The sequence below is a fragment of the Mycobacterium sp. 852002-51961_SCH5331710 genome, from assembly GCF_001665535.1.
GTDB lineage: Bacteria > Actinomycetota > Actinomycetes > Mycobacteriales > Mycobacteriaceae > Mycobacterium.
Genome location: NZ_LZSQ01000118.1, coordinates 15,861 through 34,259 on the forward strand (window position 1 = coordinate 15,861; position 18,399 = coordinate 34,259).

Annotated in this window: 16 protein-coding genes and 1 pseudogene; 6 read left to right on the plus strand and 11 right to left on the minus strand. The window is 67.1% G+C overall.

The genetic code is table 11. The features are described 5' to 3' along the window. Window positions 1-33: 33 nt before the first annotated feature. The 4 genes from A5752_RS22185 to A5752_RS22200 all read right to left on the minus strand — a co-directional run bounded on the left by A5752_RS22185 (window position 34) and on the right by A5752_RS22200 (window position 7,200). Window positions 34-2,085, minus strand: coding sequence for an FAD-dependent oxidoreductase (locus A5752_RS22185; RefSeq protein WP_067090267.1), 2,052 nt, complete (start codon window positions 2,083-2,085; stop codon window positions 34-36). Further along, on the minus strand, window positions 2,082-5,282 hold the full coding sequence (locus tag A5752_RS22190; RefSeq protein WP_067090270.1) for an ATP-binding protein: 3,201 nt from the start codon (window positions 5,280-5,282) through the stop codon (window positions 2,082-2,084). Before A5752_RS22190 ends, A5752_RS22185 begins: the two co-directional genes overlap by 4 nt. Beyond that, window positions 5,279-5,617 (minus strand): hypothetical protein, encoded by a 339-nt coding sequence (locus A5752_RS22195; RefSeq protein WP_067090272.1) that lies wholly within the window; start codon window positions 5,615-5,617, stop codon window positions 5,279-5,281. Before A5752_RS22195 ends, A5752_RS22190 begins: the two co-directional genes overlap by 4 nt. Window positions 5,618-5,859: 242 nt before the next feature. After that, window positions 5,860-7,200: a hypothetical protein gene (locus tag A5752_RS22200; RefSeq protein ID WP_156614101.1), complete on the minus strand. Its 1,341-nt coding sequence runs from the start codon at window positions 7,198-7,200 to the stop codon at window positions 5,860-5,862. Window positions 7,201-7,340: 140 nt separating this feature from the next. Between A5752_RS22200 and A5752_RS22205 the strand changes: the two genes are divergently transcribed. Then, the gene (locus A5752_RS22205) at window positions 7,341-7,970 is read left to right on the plus strand and encodes a hypothetical protein (protein WP_067090278.1); all 630 of its coding nucleotides are present in this window, start codon (window positions 7,341-7,343) and stop codon (window positions 7,968-7,970) included. Beyond that, the gene (locus A5752_RS22210; protein WP_067090280.1) at window positions 7,967-9,019 is read left to right on the plus strand and encodes a polyprenyl synthetase family protein; all 1,053 of its coding nucleotides are present in this window, start codon (window positions 7,967-7,969) and stop codon (window positions 9,017-9,019) included. The genes A5752_RS22205 and A5752_RS22210 overlap by 4 nt, the downstream gene beginning before the upstream one ends. A 9-nt stretch (window positions 9,020-9,028) precedes the next feature. Here A5752_RS22210 and A5752_RS22215 read toward each other — a convergent pair whose 3' ends face one another. The 5 genes from A5752_RS22215 to A5752_RS22235 all read right to left on the minus strand — a co-directional run bounded on the left by A5752_RS22215 (window position 9,029) and on the right by A5752_RS22235 (window position 12,975). Further along, window positions 9,029-10,231 (minus strand): NAD(P)/FAD-dependent oxidoreductase, encoded by a 1,203-nt coding sequence (locus tag A5752_RS22215; protein WP_067090283.1) that lies wholly within the window; start codon window positions 10,229-10,231, stop codon window positions 9,029-9,031. A 2-nt stretch (window positions 10,232-10,233) separates the two neighbouring features. Continuing rightward, the gene (locus A5752_RS22220) at window positions 10,234-10,422 is read right to left on the minus strand and encodes a ferredoxin (protein WP_067090285.1); all 189 of its coding nucleotides are present in this window, start codon (window positions 10,420-10,422) and stop codon (window positions 10,234-10,236) included. After that, window positions 10,419-11,363 carry a metal-dependent hydrolase gene (locus A5752_RS22225; RefSeq protein WP_067090287.1) on the minus strand — a complete coding sequence of 315 codons (945 nt, stop codon included), beginning with the start codon at window positions 11,361-11,363 and terminating at the stop codon, window positions 10,419-10,421. The genes A5752_RS22220 and A5752_RS22225 overlap by 4 nt, the downstream gene beginning before the upstream one ends. A gap of 186 nt (window positions 11,364-11,549) precedes the next feature. Then, the gene (locus A5752_RS22230) at window positions 11,550-12,638 is read right to left on the minus strand and encodes a hypothetical protein (RefSeq protein ID WP_067090290.1); all 1,089 of its coding nucleotides are present in this window, start codon (window positions 12,636-12,638) and stop codon (window positions 11,550-11,552) included. 31 nt (window positions 12,639-12,669) lie between these two features. After that, on the minus strand, window positions 12,670-12,975 hold the full coding sequence (locus A5752_RS22235) for a DUF732 domain-containing protein (protein ID WP_067090293.1): 306 nt from the start codon (window positions 12,973-12,975) through the stop codon (window positions 12,670-12,672). 326 nt (window positions 12,976-13,301) lie between these two features. On the opposite strand from A5752_RS22235, the gene A5752_RS22240 reads away from it, so the two are divergent. Beyond that, window positions 13,302-14,639 carry an adenylate/guanylate cyclase domain-containing protein gene (locus A5752_RS22240; protein WP_067090296.1) on the plus strand — a complete coding sequence of 446 codons (1,338 nt, stop codon included), beginning with the start codon at window positions 13,302-13,304 and terminating at the stop codon, window positions 14,637-14,639. Window positions 14,640-14,644: 5 nt separating this feature from the next. On the opposite strand, the gene A5752_RS22245 is transcribed toward A5752_RS22240, so the two are convergent. Then, a complete protein-coding gene (locus tag A5752_RS22245; protein WP_082964017.1) occupies window positions 14,645-15,157 on the minus strand; it encodes a peptidoglycan recognition protein family protein in 513 nt (170 codons plus the stop codon). 187 nt (window positions 15,158-15,344) lie between these two features. Next, window positions 15,345-15,806 carry a DUF3592 domain-containing protein gene (locus A5752_RS22250; protein ID WP_067090301.1) on the minus strand — a complete coding sequence of 154 codons (462 nt, stop codon included), beginning with the start codon at window positions 15,804-15,806 and terminating at the stop codon, window positions 15,345-15,347. A 192-nt stretch (window positions 15,807-15,998) separates the two neighbouring features. Between A5752_RS22250 and A5752_RS22255 the strand changes: the two genes are divergently transcribed. From A5752_RS22255 to A5752_RS28095, 3 genes and pseudogenes are all read left to right on the plus strand, one after another. Then, entirely contained in the window at window positions 15,999-17,339 is a 1,341-nt protein-coding gene (locus A5752_RS22255) for a serine/threonine-protein kinase (RefSeq protein WP_067090304.1), read from the plus strand. A gap of 28 nt (window positions 17,340-17,367) precedes the next feature. Then, entirely contained in the window at window positions 17,368-17,919 is a 552-nt protein-coding gene (locus A5752_RS22260; protein ID WP_067090316.1) for a class I SAM-dependent methyltransferase, read from the plus strand. Window positions 17,920-18,190: 271 nt separating this feature from the next. Then, window positions 18,191-18,399, plus strand: a pseudogene (locus A5752_RS28095) (hypothetical protein); the annotation flags it as partial.

Below are 18,399 nucleotides of genomic sequence, written 5' to 3' on the forward strand. Positions count from 1 at the left end.
CACGGCCGGATCGTACTGTGTCCGGCAACGGATTCAGGGCAGATAGAAGCCGCGGATCCGGTAGAAGCGTCCGCGACCGAGCAGGGCGTTGGCGGCCTGCAGTCCGGACATCACCGCCGCCTCGATGCACCCGGCGTTCATGCCGCAGTCGGTCCAGTCGCCCGCCAGCACGAGGTTGTCGTAGCCGCTCTCGTCGGGACGCAGCCGGTATTTGTCCGATCCCGGCACCGATTGCACGTAGCGGTCGGACGGATCGATGTTGACGCTGACGTGTTGGGTGGCCAACGCGTCGGGGCCGCGATGACCGTTGACGCCGCAGAGCAGATGCCACGCGAAGCCGTCGGCGGTCGTCGCACCGGGTAGGTACAAACCGATGTGGTGATCGAGGTACCGGACCGCTGCGGCGTGTACGGCGTCTCGGCTCCGGTGGACATAGTCGTCGTGAGGCTCGCCGACGGGCCACTTGGCGTCGAAGGCGCCGCAGAAGTAGGCGACGGTCGCGGGCCGATCGCCGGCGGGCCAGTCCTCGGCCCACAATGTCTGCGGCATCGAGGCCCAGGTGTCGAATGGGGGAACATAGGCGCTGGTGGTCACTCCGGGTCGGGGCCACCCGAGAGTCGGTTCGTCCGGTCGCAGCCAGATCTGAAACGCCTGGGTGGCGACGGTGCGCACGTGCTCGGTCATCGCGCGCCATTCGGGCTGATCGTCGATGAGCTCTTCCGCGACGAGTTCGACCATGCTCAGCGACATCGCCAGCACGACATGGTCGAAATCGGTTCCGCGCCGCAGCAACCGCCTCTCGACGTCGCCACGGTCGCCGAAATGTGATTCCAGCGTCTGCATTCCGGGACGCGCCTGCACCTGGTCGGCGATCGGCTCGCTGGGAAACACGGGCAATTCGCCCACCCGGGTCAACGGGTGGTACTCATCGACACCCGGGGCCAGCGCGAGCTGCCGGCCCATGGTGATCGCCTCGATGTGTCGTCGTGAGTCGTCCAGATGCAGCCGGTCGACCCGATGAAAGAACTCGAAGCGCACGCCTCGCCGGCGCAGGACCTGGTAGATGGGTGCGATCACGATCTCGCCCATCCCCGCGGTCATCTTCCAGAAGATCGCGCCCTTGTACTCGAAAAGAACCAGGCCCGTGAGGAATACGGCCAGCCCCGCCGCGAAGGCGGGTCGCTGCGGGTCGCCATCGGCATAACCGAAAACGAGGTCGTAGAGGCCGCGGATAAGCGGGAAGTCCAAGACGTCGGGGTGGGCGCCGTGTCGCAGGATCCACTGGCCGAAGTCTTCGTCGTTGATGGCGCGGAAACCGCGGGGGTCGGTCACGAGGTTGTCGACGATGAGTCCGCGCACCACCGCAACCACGAGCGACACGAGAAGCCAGGACCGCTTGTGGTCGGGGCGGTGTTCGCAGTCGAGGGTCCGGCCGATCGCGGCGACGGCCTCGTCGAGCGGCTGCGCCGAGGACCCCGGTTCGAGGGCCGCGGTGAGTGCCGCGAACGCCGCGCGCTGCACCGATTCGATCGCGGTTTCGGTGGACGGAAGGTGTGGGGAGGTCGAGATGACGAGTCCGACCGGTTCGGTGTCGCGCAAGCTGCGGGTGAAGTCGACGAGCAGTTGTGCCGCTCGGCGCAAGAAGCCGACGGCCGTGATCTCACGCCCGGCCGAACCGGGCTCGCCCGGCACGTCGTCGTTGCGGGTGAACGTGCCCAGCCAGGTCAGCCAGTCATCGCCCTGCCGATCGGCCAGCCCGAGGTTGTCGGCGGGGATCAGTGCCTGGTCCCAGGTGTGGATCGGCGCGGCGGGGTCGGTTGTGGCGCGGTCGAGTTCGGCGTAGCACTCGCGAAGCAGCCCGAAGGCGTTCTCGTACGAGCCGAGCCAGATGTGCAGCCCGTGCTCCTCGATGCGACCGTGAGGTCCGCGGCTCGAGGCGGCCTTACCGCCGAGTCGCCAGCCGCGTTGGTAGACGGTGATCGAGTCGAACCGGTCTTGCCAGCCTGGCTCGCTGAGCCGCCAGGCCGCGCTGAGGCCGGCCATACCGCCGCCGAGGATGGCGACCTTGCCGCCGGACCGTTTCACGCCAGCAGGGCTCGTGCCCGGGCCAGCTCGGGCCATGTGCTGTCCGGCGGGAACCGCTCGACGACGTCGGCGAGGGTTCCGCGCTGGGAGTCTCCACCCAGCTGGTAAAGATCGGCGGCAGCGCGCAATTCGAAAATCGCCGCGCCTTGGCTGCGGGCCCGCGCGAGTGCGTCCTGCAGGCAGCAGTCCCGGGTAGCGGCGTCGCCTTCGGTGTGTGCCCGCAACCGGCACAGCTCGGCGTCGTAGAAGTGCACGTCGGTGTCGGTCGCCAGCTGCAAGGCCGCGTCGAGCCGCGCACGGGCTTCGTCGGTTCTGCCCGCGGCGGACAGAAGCCTTGCCACGATGCTGTCGTAGAAGGTGAGGAACATTCGTACTTCCGCTGCGCGCCAGGCTTCGACGAGCATTGTCATCGTGTCGATGTGCCGTTCCAGGGTGGCAGGCTCGACATCGTCGGCGGTCAGTGCCCACAAGCCGTCGACGGTGCACTGCTGGGTCGCGGCGATGAGTGCGAACGCGTCGAACCCGTACCGCTCGGCGTCGGCGGCCATCGCGGCGACGATCGCCCCGGCCCGGTCGAGTTCGCCGGCTTCGACGTACATCCAGGCCTCGTAGCTTCTCGCGTAGGCGGCGCTGTAGGGGCCCTGCGGGAAGCCGAGGTGTTCGACACGGCGGGCGGTGCGGTCGAACTCGGCTTGCGCCCCGGAGAAATCGCCCATCACCAGCCGGGCGGCGGCCAGGTGAGTGTAGATCGACGCCAGCGGTTCATTGGGGATGAACCAGTGCGTCTCGTCCTCGCCGGCACCGACGTCGGTGCGTGCCGCGACCGACTCCAAACCCTCTCTGGCGGACAGGAATTGGCCCCGGTACCAGGCCAGCATGGCGAAGCCCGCGTCGTTGTTCACCAGGAACCAGGCGACGTTTCCCTTCTGGCCGGCGCGAACCGCGGTGAGCACCTGCTCGGCGCGTTGCAGGTCGGCGCGCGTGGCGAAGTAGCCGTACAGGGCCGTCATCGTGGTCAGGAATTCCTCGGTGAGATCGGTGCCCACCACCTGCAGGCAGCGTTCGAAGTCGATCGCGGCCTGGGGGCTGGAGGTGCCCTCGATCGCTGACGCGAGAAAGCCGCGACGAAGCCGGATCTCGACTTCCAGCCGGTCGCGGTGGCCGCCGGGCGCAATGCGTTCGACTCGGGTGATCGCCTCGTTGAGGAACCCGAGGGATTCCCCGAGTGCACCGCGGCGCCGGGCGTCGGAGGCGGCCTGCTGGTACGCCGTCGCCGCGTCGTCGAACCGCTGTGCCTCGTCGTAATGCCGTGCGACGAGCCGCCATTCGGACTTTCCATCGGCGGATCCGGCGTCGAGGGCGGCCGCGATCCGGCCGTGGAGGGTTCGTCGGACGCTCGGCGGAGACAACTCGTAGGCCACCTCGCGGAGGAGTTCGTGGCGGAACCGGAAGGTGTCCGCGCTCGTCCGCTCGATGACGCGGGCATCCTCGAGGGCGCCGAGGACGTCGTCGACATCGGTCTCGGGCAGGTCGGTCGCCGAGAGCAGCAGTTGACGGTCGAACTCTCTGCCGATGGTGGCGGCGGCCTCGACGATCGGCACGGTGTTACGGGTCGCGCGCAATCGCGACAACAACGACTCGTACAGAGCATCGGGGACGTGTCCGTTCTGGCCCGCCGACAGCGGTACGCGGTCGAGGGCCGCGACGACCTCCTCGATGTACAGCGGGACCCCGTCGCACCGCTGCCGCACGGAACGCCGGACGTCGGTTGACACTTCGGGGGCTAGCGCACCGATCAATGCGTCCGTGTCATCGTCGGTCAGGGGTTTGACCTCGAAAATCCTGACGTCGCCCACGCTGGGCAGCTTGGTGGCGTCGCGCGCGGTGATCACCACGAGCAGTCGGCCGAGGCGGGCGCTCAGGATTCTGTCGACCACTTCCACGGTCGACGGATCGAACCAGTGCAGGTCTTCTATGACCAGGAGGCCGGGATCGTGACCGACGCACGCGATGAGGTAGTCGTGAACGCTGCCGGCGATGTCCTCGTAGAGCTTGCCGCCTTCGGCCTCGGCGGCTTGATAACCCGCCTCGGCGGCGATGCCGAGAACCGGGGCCAGGAGGGGCAGTGTCGTTGACGGATCGCGTCCGAGTTCGGTGATCTCCTTCTCGAGCAGCCGCAGCCGTTCGCCCTGTTCGGTGAGTCGGGTTATGCCGCAACGACGTTCGAGCAGGTCGCGAACGGGATGGAGACCCGCGACGGTGTGGAACGGAGAGCCGAAGATGGTGATGACCGTTGCCCCGGATTGTTCGGCGAGGTTCACAGCCGCCTGGGCGAGGCGGCTCTTGCCGATGCCGGCCTCACCGACAAACGCGACACCGGCCGTGTCGAGGGTTCCCGCTTGCGCCTGCGCCCAACTCTGCTCGAGGTAGGCCAACTCCTCGCGTCGGCCGACCAACGGCCCCAACGTCGCCCGGGTCGGCATGGCCCGCTCGCCGAGCACCTCGTGGTGCGCGACGGGCTCCTCGACACCTTTCACGGGCTGGGGTGGTCGCGATGCGAGTTCGAAGGTGTCGCGGATCAGGGGTTCGACAGCGTCGCTCACCACGACGGCGCCCGGCGGCGCGATGCTGGACACCCGGGCGGTGAGGTTCGCGGCGAATCCGTAGACGTCGTCCTGGCCGGTGTCGAGGTACACGAGCCCGCGGTGAACCCCTACGCGGACACTGACTTCAACGCCGAAGCGGTCCCGCGCCTGCGCGCTGAGCCGCGCCACGTCGCGGGTGATGTCCAGGCCGGCCTGCACAGCACGGCGGACGTCGTTCTCGTGTGCGCGGGGATAGCCGAAGACCACCAGCAGGCCGTCGCCCTTCGTCGAGCCGATGTGTCCTTCGTAGCGGTCGACGATGCGCTGCACCTGATCGCGATACTTGCCGACGATGATGCGGTACGCCTCGGGTTCGATGCGGGTCGAGAGCACGGTGGAGTCGACGAGATCGCAGAACAGCAGCGTCAGCCGGCGTAGTTCACCGCCGGTCGTCGGCGCTGCGAGCAGGTCTTCGGCCTCGGGGTTTCTGTGGTCGACGGCCAGAACCCGCTCGGCCAACGATGTCGCGGTCGCCCGATCACCGCGGTTGATGGCTTGTACTGCTCGATCAAGCAATTCATCGACCGCTCGCCGGTGATCGCGCTCGGTCACAGCTCGATGAACACCTTTACGATCTGGTCGCTCTTGCCGTCCGGATAACCCACCCGAACGTCACCGAAATAGACCGAGCCGGGCAGTCCAGCGGCGTTGACCTCGATTTGGAAGGCCACCTCGTTGGGCCCCAGTGTGCCGAGCGGCCTCAGTTGTGAATCCCTTCCTGCGTCGGGCAGAAAGGTGATCCGATCGTCGGGTATGGAGAGGTAGCCGTTCGACAGCGGTGTCGCCAAGCCGAGATGGCGCTGCACTTCGACCCGTACGGTCGGAAACTTCTGCGAATGTACGGTGCGCTTGGGCGGCGGAGCCGCCGCGGCGCTCGCCGAACTCACCGTGCCGCTCGCCGAACTAGCCGAACTCGCGGAGCCACAGCCACAGTCACCGACCGGTGCGCAAATTTTCTGTGACGAACAGCAATTGAAGGCAGCCGTGGTGAATGCGAGGCTACCCTTGATGGCGACATCGACGAGTTGTTGGATCGTGGCGGTGCAGTCGTGTGGTGGCGGGCATTGCGGGTGGGGTTCGCCGACATCGATGCGGCCGACTGGGCCGCGGGCCGAACAGCTGCAATTCATCACTGCCCCTTGGTTTGTGGGGTCTTGTTGAGCATGAGGCCCAGGATGCGCCACGGGTCGGTCGCCATCCGCGCCGATACCTTGGCGCCGAAGTCGACCATCTCTGCTGGGTCGAAACCGCATTTGGCCCACTGGTTCACCAGGCCGGCATACTCGGTCGAAACCTCGGCGACGCAACTGGCCCACAGGTCGACGGCTTCGGCGACCGACGGAGGGACAGACTGCTGGCACCCGCACGGGGCCGGCGCTGCCGCCGTGGCGCAGACCGTCGGATCGATCGGTTTTGCGGGCTTGCCGGTGGCGGCGGATGGCTTCCAGCCGACGAGGCCCGACGGCGGGTTCAACGCGCAATCTATGAGCATGTTCTCACCGATGGAGGCGTAGCCCCCGATGACGGCGAACATCAGGGTGGCGACCGGCGGGACGCCTGCGAACTTCACCTCTTTCAGGGTGGTGATCTGAACGCCGCGTTCTTTCTTCTCGAAGCTGATGTAGCCGCGGTCGAGGACGGTGGACCCGTCGTCTTTGGTGCTGGCGCGGTTGTCGTCGATGTCGTAGTTGACGAACGCGCCGTCGCCTTTCTCGCCCTTCCAGTATTTGATCGCCGTCCTGAGCTGATAGCCGGGACTGACGCCGCACAAGGTACTGATGCTTTCCAGCACCCTGCTCCACCCGTAGCTGTCCGGCGTCTTCGGAATGGGGCTCATATCGCAGAAGAACGGACAACAGTTGTCCCAGTTGAGCGGGTCGACCACCTTCTTGACCTTGTCGACGGTCAGACCGTCGCGGGAATACCTGACCTTCAGAACGGCGTACTCACCGCACGCGTCGCGCCGGATGCCGTACTCGTACGACATGTGGCGCAGATACGACAGAACTGCCGCGCTGACCAAGTCTTGCTCCACTGCGGCCGCGATGACCCCGTCGAAAGTGGAGCGACCTTGGAGGTATGTGTGAAACAAGTCCAGCAACCGCTGCCCGCCGGACTCCGAGATGGATCCGGTCTCGCCCGGAACGGCCACCGAGAGCGCACTGGCAAACAATTCCTGTTCTTCGTCGGACTGAGAGGACACCTGCCAAAGAGCGCCGATAACGTAGAGGAGCCGGGACATCTCGACGGGCCCGATGCCGACTTCCTCTTGGACTGCGACGGTACTGCGCATTTCGGCAAACTCGCGTAACGCCTCTCTGCGCGAGGGGAATTCGGTTTGATCGGGATCAACCGAGAGTCGACGCACGAACTGCCGTACATCGTTGAACCAGCCTTGACGCCCCGGACCGGTGGTTCCGGGGAGGAAGGCCTCAACCCTCTCGGTGACGCTCGGGTCGTCGAGGGCCACCACGGTGTCGTCGAGGGCGCCGTAGAGTGCGAGCAAAGAGTGAAGGGTGGCCATTCGGGTCTCCTCCCCCCGGCGGGTGTGCTTAGCATACCGTCCATCGCCTGTTCGAGCAGGCTATTGCCGGGGAGGTAAAAGGGCTTATGACCCGCACGTTTGGCGACGAAGGGAGCCTCGGGGACCTTCCGTGGGCGTCGGTGTTCGACCCGGCCGCCAATGCTCGCGCCCTGAGCGCGATCCAGGCGGAGGGGTTCCGGGCGGCCAGACAGATCGTCGATAGGTTCGTGCGCCTCGCCCCGCCGGATGGCGAGGCTGCGACGACGGAACCGCCTCGGGGTGCCCCCGACCTCGAGCAACTGACGCGCGCATGGTGGTCGGTGGCCGGCCAGTTTCTGCTCGGCGGGCGTGCTCGTGACGTCGAACTCGATTTGTCCAGTCCGGGAGGCCAGCAGGGCGTCGCACTGGAGTCGGCGATACCGGGCGGCGCGGAGACGGTGGTGTGGGTGCACAACCGCACCGATCACAATTTCGGTCGAATCCAGTTGCGGTGCAGCGACCTTCTCGCGCGAAGTGGCGCGCTGATCAGCGCGCGTGAACTGACGTTGGACCCGCCAATGGTGGAGATGCCACCGAGGTGTAGCCGCGGTATCGCTGTGGGACTGCAGGTTTCAGACTCGACTTCACCCGGGGTGTACCGGGGCACCATGCTCGTCGATGCCGACGACAACTTGTGGCTTCCGGTGGTTCTCACGCTGCGGGCACCGGGCTCATGACGAGCACGGCCGATCGGGCCGATCTGGTGTCGTCCGTCGACGAGCGGTTGCGTGAGGTGGCGCGCACGGTCCGGCGTTCGATGTTGGATGCGTTACCTGATGGGGAGCCGGGTCGTTGGCTGTACGCGCCGATGCGCGAGTACCCATCCCGGCCCGGTAAGGCGTTGCGTCCGGCGCTGTGTCTGGCCGCGAGCCGGGTGTTCGGCGCCGACGCCGACGACGCGCTCGGCGTCGCAGTGGCGATCGAGTTGCTGCACAACGCTTTTCTCGTGCACGACGACATCGCCGACGGCAGCGAGATGCGTCGAGGCAGGCCGACGTTGGCGGCGGGCTACGGGATGGCGGCGGCACTCAACGCGGGTGACGGGTTGGCCATCGTGGCGGGACAGGTGCTGCGGCGGGCGACCCGTCGGCTGGATCGCGATCTCGCCGACCTGGTGTGGGCGGAGTTCGACACAATGGCGATGCGCACGCTCGAGGGCCAGGCGCTCGAAGTGGGTTGGCAGGCCGACGGGGTGGAGGATCTGGGGCCGTCGGACTATCTCGAGCTGATCATGCACAAGACATGCTGGTACACAACCATTCACCCGTTGCGGGTCGGTGCGATCGTCGGATCCCGGGGCACGGCGGATCTCGTACCGCTGGTGCGGTTCGGCTTCCACTTCGGCGCCGCGTTCCAGATCCGCGACGACCTGCTGAACCTCATCGGGGACGAACGCCTCTACGGCAAGGAGATTCTCGGGGATCTGTACGAGGGCAAACGGACGCTGGCGCTGCTGCATCTGCTGTCTGTCGCGCAGGGCAAAGACCGTGAGTTCGTTCGGGATTATCTGCGCCTACAACGCTCCGAGCGAACCCAGGGGCTGGTGCTGCGGGTCCGCGCTCTGATGGACGAGTACGGCAGCATCGAGTTCACCGGTCAGTATGCCGAAGGCATTCTGCTCGTGGCCGAGGAGTATTTCGAGCAGGCGTTCGCCGGTGCTCGCCCCGGTCCCGATCTGGACTTCTTGCGTGCCCTGGTGCCGTACGTGTGGGCGAGGTGGCGTTAGCGCCCGGTGCTATGCCGCGGGCGTGGGCGGAAACGCCGCATCGTCCTCGAGGGCGCCGCGGTAGGCGTGTACCCGTCCGGGGATCGTGCTGAGCACCGCGACGGTACGCCCGCCGCGTCCGTACGCCGCGACGAACTCCCACTGGTCGACCTCGCCCTCGATGATATCGACCGCATCGTGATCGGTTGGCAGACCCAGCATTTGGAGTTTCACATCGTACTGGTCGGACCAGAAGTAGGGAATATCGTCATAGCTCTCGGCGTGCTGCGGACCGGCCAACAGCGTCTGCGCCGCCGCCTCGCCCTGGCGGTTGGCGACGTCCCAGTGTTCGATCCGCAGATGGCGTTCGTAGCGCGGATGCCACCACCGCGCGACATCGCCGGCGGCCACGACGCCGCGGACCCCCTCGACTCTGCCGGTGGCATCGCAGAGCACGCCGTCGTCGATGCGCACTCCGGAGCCCTCGAGCCAGTCGGTCGCGGGCGTGACGCCCAGTCCGATCACGACGAGGTCGGCCTTGACCCGGGAACCGTCGGTCAACCGAAGGGCCTTCACCTTGCGCCTGCCAACGAATTTCTCGACGCCGACTCCGAGCCGCAGGTCGACACCGTGCTGCCGGTGCAGCTCGGCCCAATGCGGCGCCAGCTCTGCGCCGAGTGCGGACAACAGCGGGTGCGAACCGCGTTGAATCAGCGTCACATCCAAGCCGAGCGCCCGGCACGTCGCCGCCACCTCGACCCCGATGAATCCGCCGCCGACCACCGCGACACGAGGGCGCGAGGCGAGCCGTTCCCGGATGGCGAGGCAGTCGTCGACCGTGCGCAGCATCATCACGCCGTCGGGCACCGGACCGCCCGGCCACTCGCGAGGAACGGCGCCGCTGGCGATCACCAGCCCGTCGTATCGAAGTGAGAGCTCGCGACCCTCGTCTCGAACCCGGACGGTGCACGACTTGTCGTCCAGCCCTACCGCCGACGCGCCCCGCAGCACCCGGGCGTCGAGGTCGAACTGCGGTGCCATGTCGATGCCGGCCCGATGGATCTCGCCGGACAACAGTTTCTTCGACAGCGGTGGCCGGTGGTACGGGGGTTGACGCTCATCGCCGACGATCGTCAGCGCGCCGTCAAAGCCCTTCTGCCGCAGCGTCTCCGCCGCTCGCACGCCGGCGACCCCGGCGCCGACGACAACCACGTCTCGCAATCCCGTCGCCATGGTCAGTCCTTCACCAGGATCGCGCGGGTGGGGCAGGAGACCTCAGCACCCTTCAACTGTTGGCGCAGCTCCTCGCCGGGCGCGTCCTGAAGCACGTGCAGACCGTCCTCGCGCACGTCGAACACTTCATGGCAGATGCTCATGCACACGCCGTTGCCGTCACACGTGTCGAGATCGACGATGACCTTCATCGCACTCCAGCCCCTTCCCTCTCCGTCGCCGTGGTACTCCGCCGACTCGGTGACCCCGCACGTTCGCGCGCGGCCCGCGCTGCCGGCGAGTGCTCCAAGTAGTCGATGGCCATCTGTGTGTTGGCCTCGTGGCTCGGGTGGTGGCTGGGCCGCATGTATCGCAGGGGCACCGTCACGAGGAAGTTCCACGGGCCCGGCAGCTTGTATTCGCGCGCGGCGCGCATCCAGTCCCGGAATCGCCACTTCTGGTCGATGGTCGGATCGTTGGCCATCAGGTAGCGCGCCCCGGCGATCCACCAGCCGACGAACAGCGGCGCGGTCATCAGCATCGCAAATGCGCGGATGAAGTAGCTGCCGCAGACGTGCTGGTACACGTCGAAGACCAGCGAGCGGTGCTCGACCTCCTCGGCGCCATGCCAACGGAGCAGATCGAGCATGACGGGATCGGTGCCCGCGTAGTCCAGCCCGCGGTTTTGCAGCACCCACTGGCCCAGCACCGCGGTGAAGTGTTCCAGCGCGGCCACATCGGCCAGCCGCCGGTAGAGCCACCACCGCTTCAGCGGCGGCGGGAAAAACTTCGGCGGGTCGCCCAACGTCATCGACAAGGTCCTGCCGAGCCTGTCGGTGTAGGGCTTGGTGTCGATGCCCTGCTCGGCCAAGTGGTCCAACACCACCTGGTGCGCCCAAGCGTGCCAGGACTCCTGCTGGATGAATGGTTTGATCGACGCCTCGAGTTCGGGATCGTCGACCAGAGACGACGCCTCCAGGACCGCCTTGATGAAGTGCCGTTCACCCTCCGGCAGGAGCAGATGCAGGACGTTCATCATGTGCGTGGAGAACGGATCGCCGGGGACCCAGTGCATCGGCGTCTCCGACCAGTCGAAGCGGACCATCCGGCGGTACTTCGGATATCCGTCATGATGTTGCGCGACTTCGGGCATCGGTACCTCTTCCGCCGACCGACGGCGGGCCGTCGGTTCCTTCTTCGTTGAAGGTCCGGTCGACACCGGTAGCGACGCGCGGTGAGCGACCGTCCGTGAAGTCGCGTACCCAGCCGAACCGCTTGGTACTCAATCTGCTGGTGGTGGTTCGCTGTGAATCGACTGTGTGCCGACTCTTGGCGTCGGCTACTTGTTGTAGTCGGTGCTGCCCTCGACGGCGTGCGTGGTGCTGATCAGCTTCGCGAAGCAGTGGTCACGGTCGAAGCCTCCGCTCCTGCACCATGCCAAGGCGCCCTCGGCGGTCGGGAAGGTGAGCCCCGCGACCGTCACCCAGTAGTTCGAATCCGAGAACGTCGACCAGTCGCCTGACCACAGGAGACGCACACCCGGGTAGGCCTGTCGGAGTTGCTGGTGCTCGGCCAGTATTGCCGCACTGGTCCAGGTGCGCCCTTCGGCGACCAATCCGAGCCACTTGGAACTCAACTGCGGGACCCAGGTGTCGGTGAGAGTCGCCAAGACCATCGGCTTGTCGCTCGTGGCGATCGCGCGCAGCTGGTTCCCGCTGGCGGTCTCGGCATCGGGCTGCGTGGCCGGGTATGTCGGAGCCGGCCGGGACACGGGTCGGCTGGTGCTGTCGATGATGTTGGCCGTCAACGACGGTACGGTCGCCGATCCACCGATCTGCGTGTCGTACGTCATCGAGCCCTGCACCTCGACGTACATCGTCACCCTGTCCTTCTCGACGAAGTTGGCGACCATGTCCGCGTCGTGCGCGGTGATGAGGGTGTTTTGGTCGTAGTCGTACACGTCCGTCATCGGAGCGGACGCGGTGTCGGCGCGGAACGTCTTCGCGCCCGTCGCTGCGTCGAACTGTGTTATCACCCCGTACACCACGACCTTTCGGCCGGCCCATGCGTCGGGATTCTTCGCCATGAGGGCGAACTCGCGCGCGGTCAGCGACTCGTAGCTCGACCGGTCCAGACGCGTGGTGTCCGGTGCGGGCCGGCGTGCGGTTGGCTCCTGCGGCACTGTGGGTGCCGGCGCGTTCGGAGCACTTGCGGCGACGGTCGGTGCCGGAGCCGGCGGAGTCATGGCGTCGGATCCCGTCAGCTGGAGGCCGAGCAGGACACCCACCGCGAGGACGAGTACCGCGATGCCCCCGGAGAGCGACGCGGTGACGACGGGATTCCGCCTGTCGCGCTTCGGATTTGCATCGTCGTATCCGTCGGGCCACGGGACGGTCGGCTGCTGGTGGTCGTAGTACGAGTAGACCATGGTGGTGTCCTTTGATGCGTAGTGGCAGCGTCTAGCAGAGATACGTGTTGGCGGCGATCACCACGGCCTGGGCTTGCGTGTAGGTGACGTTGTTGTTCGGATTCCAGACGACGTTCTCGACGGTGGTGTCCAGCGGGACCCACATCGACTTGTCGGCGCAGATGGCGTAGCCCCAACGCAGCAGCGTGACGTAGTTGCCGTCGTTGGGCGTGATGCCGAGCTGCGCCATGGCGTTCAGGTAGCTCAACTCGTCGGCGGACGCCGGGGCGGCCGCGCCGATGGTGGTGCCGATGCTCAGGGTCAGCGCCAGCGCGAGGCCGGCAAGGAACTTCTTCATGGCTTACTTCTTGGTCGTGCGGATGGAAATGTGCTGGCGCGACCCCCAGGGGTTGCTGCGACCGGTAGAGTCGCCGCTTTTTGAGCGCGGTCCATCTGACTGTTCAATGGTGCTTGAAATTGAAAAGTCCGACGAACTGCTCGTTTAGAGGTCCGACTAATAAAACGGTACGGAGCTACCCCGCCAGAGGAATCAGGGGTTTCCCTATCAATAAGTTTGCTGGACGACGACGACGCCCCATGCGTCACACGCGTAACGCAGGGACGACGTCAGCGTCCGTCACGCGAAGAAGTCCGTCGTCCCCGCGGCGGTGGCATGCTCGGAGAATGGCGGCCAGTCCCGAAACCGTCTACGCCCGAGACCGCGACGTTCACCTCGCCTATCAGGTGGTCGGTGACGGCGGGCCGGACCTTCTGTGGGTCCCCACCGCCACGTTCCCGATCGATCTGCTGTGGGATGAGCCGACGGTCGCCGGTCACTTCCGTAGGCTGTCGTCGTTCAGCCGGCTGATCCTGACCGACCTGCTCGGCGTCGGCAGCTCCGATGCCGTGCCGATCTGCGACCGGCCGGCCATGCAATCATGGGTCGACGGCCTGCTCGCGGTGTTGGATACCGTTGGCGCCGAACGGGTCTCGATCTTTGCGATGGCCGAGTCGGCGCTGCCGGTCATGCTGCTCGCGGCGAGCCATCCCCAGCGCGTGAAGTCGCTGGTGCTGTGGAGCCCGTTCGCGTACTACCCCCGCACGCCCGACCAGCCGTTCGGGATGCCCGAACCCACCCTGACCGACTACGTCCGCTGGTGCGAGGAGAGCGTCGGGCGAGGCGACGCCGTCCATCTGACGCCGAGTTGGGAATCGGACCTGGCGAAGCGTCGCTGGATGGCGCGCGGTGAACGGCTCGCGGGTGGTCCGGGGTACTTCGCGGACATCTTCGATCTGTTCGTGCGCACCGACGTACGGCCCGTCCTCGACAGCATCCAGGCGCCCACGCTGGTGATGCACCGCCGCGACGACCGCCACGTGCGAAGCGGACATGCGCAATACGTCGCCGAGCGGATCCCGCATGCCCGGTTGGTGGAGTTCGACGGCGACGATCACGTGTGGTTCGCGGGGGACGCGGACGTCGTCATCGACGAGATCGAGTCGTTCCTCACCGGGGGCCGTGGCACTGTTCCGTCCAATCGCGTGCTGTCCACGGTGCTGTTCACCGACATCGTCGGGTCGACCGAACACGCGGCGCAGCTCGGCGACGAAGCGTGGTCGACCGCGCTCGCCGCACACGACCGGGTCGTCGAGCGTCACGTGGCCGGTGCGCGCGGTTCGGTCGTGAAGTTCACCGGTGACGGGGCGTTGGCGACGTTCGACGGTCCGGCGCGGGCGATTCAGTGTTCGTGCGCGATCCGCGACGCGCTGGACGATCTCGGGCTGACGATCCGCGCCGGCTTGCACACCGGCGAGGTGGAGATGGCCGACGGCGACGTGCATGGCATCGCGGTGCACATCGCTGCGCGGATCATGGGCCTCGCGGGACCCGGGGAGGTGCTGGTGTCGGGGGCGATACCGCCGCTGGTGCTCGGGTCGCGGATCGTGTTCGACGAGCGGGGCAACCACGAACTCAAGGGTGTGCCCGACCGGTGGCCGGTCCTGGCGGTCCGCGACGCCTGAGGGCCTCAGCGCAGGCCGGACTCGATGTCGGCGACGGCTTGTGATGCCTGGGGGCCGCATATGGTGCGAAGGTCGACGGTACCTGCGGCAAGGATGCCGTCGACGCGGTTCTTGAGGTCGTCGTCGACGACGTGGGCGTAGAGGTCGGCGCCCGGACACGAGGTGTCATGGCTGGCGTCGCGGTGCCCGGCGAGGGTGTCGGTCGCGATGTCGAAACGTTGTGCGGCCCAGGCGAATGCGAGCGCGGCACCGTTGAGCTGTTCCTCGGTGACCGCCTCTTCGTCGAAGTTGCCTTCGCAGACGACGAGGAAGTGGCCGGTCGGGTCGTAGTTGGTGGCGGTGTCGCCGACGAGCTCGGGCTTGCGCAGCTCGTAGATGTTGCCGTTGCGGTCGACGCTGAGGTGGTAGGCGATGTCGATCCAGCCGTGGGTCTCTTGGTGATAGCGCTGATGCTGTCGCAGGCGCGCCGGCGCGTTGGAGTTGTCGCCGAGGGTGACCGCCGTGTGGTGGATCGTCATACGGACGGGGGTTTGGGGCGTGCCGCCTGGACGCGGCGGCTTGGCGCCCCAAGCGCTGCGACACAGGACGCTCGGGGAGGGCGGGGCCGCCTGCGCGACGTCCAGGGGCAAGCCGCTGGCGACAGCCCCCAAGCCGGCGAGCTGCAGGAGCCGCCGACGGCTGAGCGCGAAGCGGTCGTCTACCACGTCAGCCCATCAGCGAGATTGCCGCGGCGATCAGCACGGCGACGCCGAGCGCCGTCATCACCAAGGACGAAGGAGCGCTGCGGCGCAGCACCGAGTTCATCGGATTGTTGGGGTCCACCCAGACGTCGACGGTCTGGCCGGGCGCATACCGAGAGGCTTGCGCGGAGGCGATGCCGCCGAGGCCCATGCCGAAGCCGAGGGGTGTGCCGAAGGCTGCACGCTGGCCGACGAAGGTCTGCCCGCCGACTTGGTATTGGTAGCCGACGACGGAGCGCGCAACGTTGGCACCCATGCGCCCACCACCGGCCTGGGTCTGATAGCCGGCGACGCCGGCGCCGAGCATGTTCCCCGGGACGCGCTGCCAGCCGAGCGCACCGAGCAGCTGCAGAACGCCGGGCAGCCCGCGGAACAGCAGGAAGATCCCGATGATCAAGAGGCCGATCTCGGTGACGTAGTTGGCCACGGCCGGAGCCTAACGCGCTGATCGACGCCGGGCTGTCGGTTCAGCCGAGGTCGCGGCGACCCTCGGTGGGTCCGGTTCGGCGTGGGGGAGAACTGTGGAGTGTGAACCCGAAACGGCAGGTCTTCGGACGACGTGCGAGAGTCTTGCCATGGCGGGTAGGGGCGAGACCGGCATCGTGTGGGGTGGGAAGCCGTGGCGCTAGAAGAAGGGGACACCTTCGCCGGCTACACGGTGGTGCGACCGCTGGGTAAGGGTGGCATGGGCGAGGTCTACCTCGTGCAGCATCCGCGGCTGCCGCGCTACGAGGCGCTCAAGATCCTGCCGGTTGAGTTCACTGTCGACCGCGAGTACCGCGAGCGGTTCAACCGCGAGGCCGACATGGTGGCCCGCCTGTGGCATCCGAACATCGTCGGCCTGCACGACCGCGGCGAGTTCGACGGGCAGCTGTGGATCACGATGGATTACGTCGAGGGCACCGATGCAGGCCAGGTGCTGCGTGAGCGCAAGGGCGCCGGGCTGCCGCCGGACGAGGTCGTGCGGATCGTGTCGGGTGTCGCCGACGCGCTGGATTACGCGCACCAGCGGGAGCTGCTGCACCGTGATGTGAAGCCGTCGAACATCCTGCTGGCGCAGGATGGTCAGAAGTACAGCCGAGCCCTGTTGGCCGATTTCGGGATTGCGCGCTGGGTGCAGGACTCGTCGGGGCTGACCGCCACCGACATGACCGTCGGCACGGTGGCGTACGCGGCTCCCGAGCAGCTGATGGGGCAGGCGCTCGATGGCGGCGCCGACCAATATGCGTTGGCGGCGACGGCTTTTCACTTGCTCACCGGCCAGCAGCTGTTCCAGCACGACAATCCCGCCGTCGTGATCAGTAACCACCTCACCGCGCAACCGCCGGCGATCGGTGAGCGCATCCCGGAGTTGTCGGGGTTCGGCCCGGCGTTCGAGCGGGCGCTGGCGAAGTCGCCTGCCGACCGCTACGGCACCTGCACCGAATTCGCCGAGGCGATGGCCGAGGGATTGTCGACGGCGGCACAGGAGTTGGGTGCCACCGACGCAACGCAGCCCGCCCGGGCGGCTAAGAAGAACAGCAAGCACGCGAAGGCCGCTGCACCACCGCGGCGTTCGCGGCGGGTGTTGTTGGCGGCGGGCGTTGCCGCGGTGGTCATCGGGGTCGCGATCGCCGTCGGCCTGGGCGTGGCGAAATGGGACGAGTCGACGCAGGGGGCCGAGTCGAAGCCGGCGGTGCCGGTCGTGCTGATCGGCGCCGACTGCGCGACGCTTGGAGCGGCGGGCCAGACGACGAGCGGACAGCAGGCCTACTGCTCGCGACTGCCGGCGACCGGCGACGAGGTCTGGTCGATCTACCAAGGCCCGGTGCCGAGTCCGACGGCTACGCGAGGTCCGACCGAGGAGGTGTATCCCGCCGGTATCGAGGAGCAGGTGCAGGTCTGCGTCAGCCAGACCGGTCAGACGCGGGCGCAGTGTCGCGAGAATGTCCGCAAGGGCAATCTGGAGGGGCCGGCGTAGTCGACGCCTCTTCGGAAGGTTGTGGTTCGTGAGCGAGCAGGATCGCGTCCGCTGGGACGAGCGCTACCGAACCCATTCAACGCCCGGTGTCTCCGCAGCCGAGATCCCTGCGGTGTTCGCTCCCTATGAAGCCGAGTTTCCCACGCGGGGAAGGGCACTCGAGCTGGCGTGCGGGCCGGGAGTGGCCAGCGTGTGGCTCGCACGTCGCGGGCTCGACGTCTGGGGTCTCGACATCTCGGCGACAGCCATCGATCAGGCACGGGAACTAGCGGCCCGCGCCGGGGTGGGGGAGCGGTGTCGGTTCGACGTTGTCGATCTCGACGACGGCCTGCCGGCCGGTCCGCCTGTCGACGTCGTCGTCTGTCATCGCTTCCGCGATTCTCGGCTCGACCGGTCGGTCGCCGACCGGTTGGCGCCCGGCGGGCTGCTGGCGATCTGCGCGCTGAGCGTGGTCGGCGCCGCTGCAGGGCGCTTTCGAGTACAGCCGGGCGAGTTGACGGCGGCATACGCTCAGCTCGAGGTCATCGCCTCCGGTGAAGGCGACGGCGAGGCGTGGTTGGTGGCGAGGAAGCCGTGGTAGTCGTCGCGTGTTTGAAATGCGTGACGATCGGTGAATCCGTGGCGTCGTCGCAGCGCCGACACGGCCGCTGGGCGTGCGTCACATTGTCCCGTCGTTCATGACGTAGGCCACGAGCAAATTCTCGATATGTTTGCTGTCGGGTGACGAGCAGCTGTGCAAAAACCTGCTTGACGAGCAAGTCCAACGTGTAGACGCGGATGACAAGTGCGATGCTGGCATGCCTGCGGGCGATTGGTCACTCCATAGGGGTGGTGGGTATCGTCCGCCGGCGATGGGAAGACACTCACTTGCCAAGATGCGGCGGTCTTCGCGCTTGGCGGTAGTGGCGGGCGTGGTTTCGGCGGTCGCTGTGTTCGGCGTCGGCGCAGACAGTAATTCGCAGGTCCGTAAGCCCAACACGTGCTGCGAGGTCGCCGCGGCGCCCCAGCCGCCGTCACCGGCAGTGAACCTGATGGCCGCGCAACCGCCCGCCCCGGTTCC

Bases quoted from the DNA above. Each gene is read 5' to 3' on its own strand.
- A5752_RS22225 (WP_067090287.1), bottom strand. From the start codon at position 11,363: ATGCCCGAAGTCGCGCAACATCATGACGGATATCCGAAGTACCGCCGG.
- A5752_RS22235 (WP_067090293.1), bottom strand. From the start codon at position 12,975: ATGAAGAAGTTCCTTGCCGGCCTCGCGCTGGCGCTGACCCTGAGCATC.
- A5752_RS22215 (WP_067090283.1), bottom strand. From the start codon at position 10,231: ATGGCGACGGGATTGCGAGACGTGGTTGTCGTCGGCGCCGGGGTCGCC.
- A5752_RS22240 (WP_067090296.1), top strand. From the start codon at position 13,302: ATGGCGGCCAGTCCCGAAACCGTCTACGCCCGAGACCGCGACGTTCAC.
- A5752_RS22245 (WP_082964017.1), bottom strand. From the start codon at position 15,157: ATGACGATCCACCACACGGCGGTCACCCTCGGCGACAACTCCAACGCG.
- A5752_RS22205 (WP_067090278.1), top strand. From the start codon at position 7,341: ATGACCCGCACGTTTGGCGACGAAGGGAGCCTCGGGGACCTTCCGTGG.
- A5752_RS22210 (WP_067090280.1), top strand. From the start codon at position 7,967: ATGACGAGCACGGCCGATCGGGCCGATCTGGTGTCGTCCGTCGACGAG.
- A5752_RS22230 (WP_067090290.1), bottom strand. From the start codon at position 12,638: ATGGTCTACTCGTACTACGACCACCAGCAGCCGACCGTCCCGTGGCCC.
- A5752_RS22220 (WP_067090285.1), bottom strand. From the start codon at position 10,422: ATGAAGGTCATCGTCGATCTCGACACGTGTGACGGCAACGGCGTGTGC.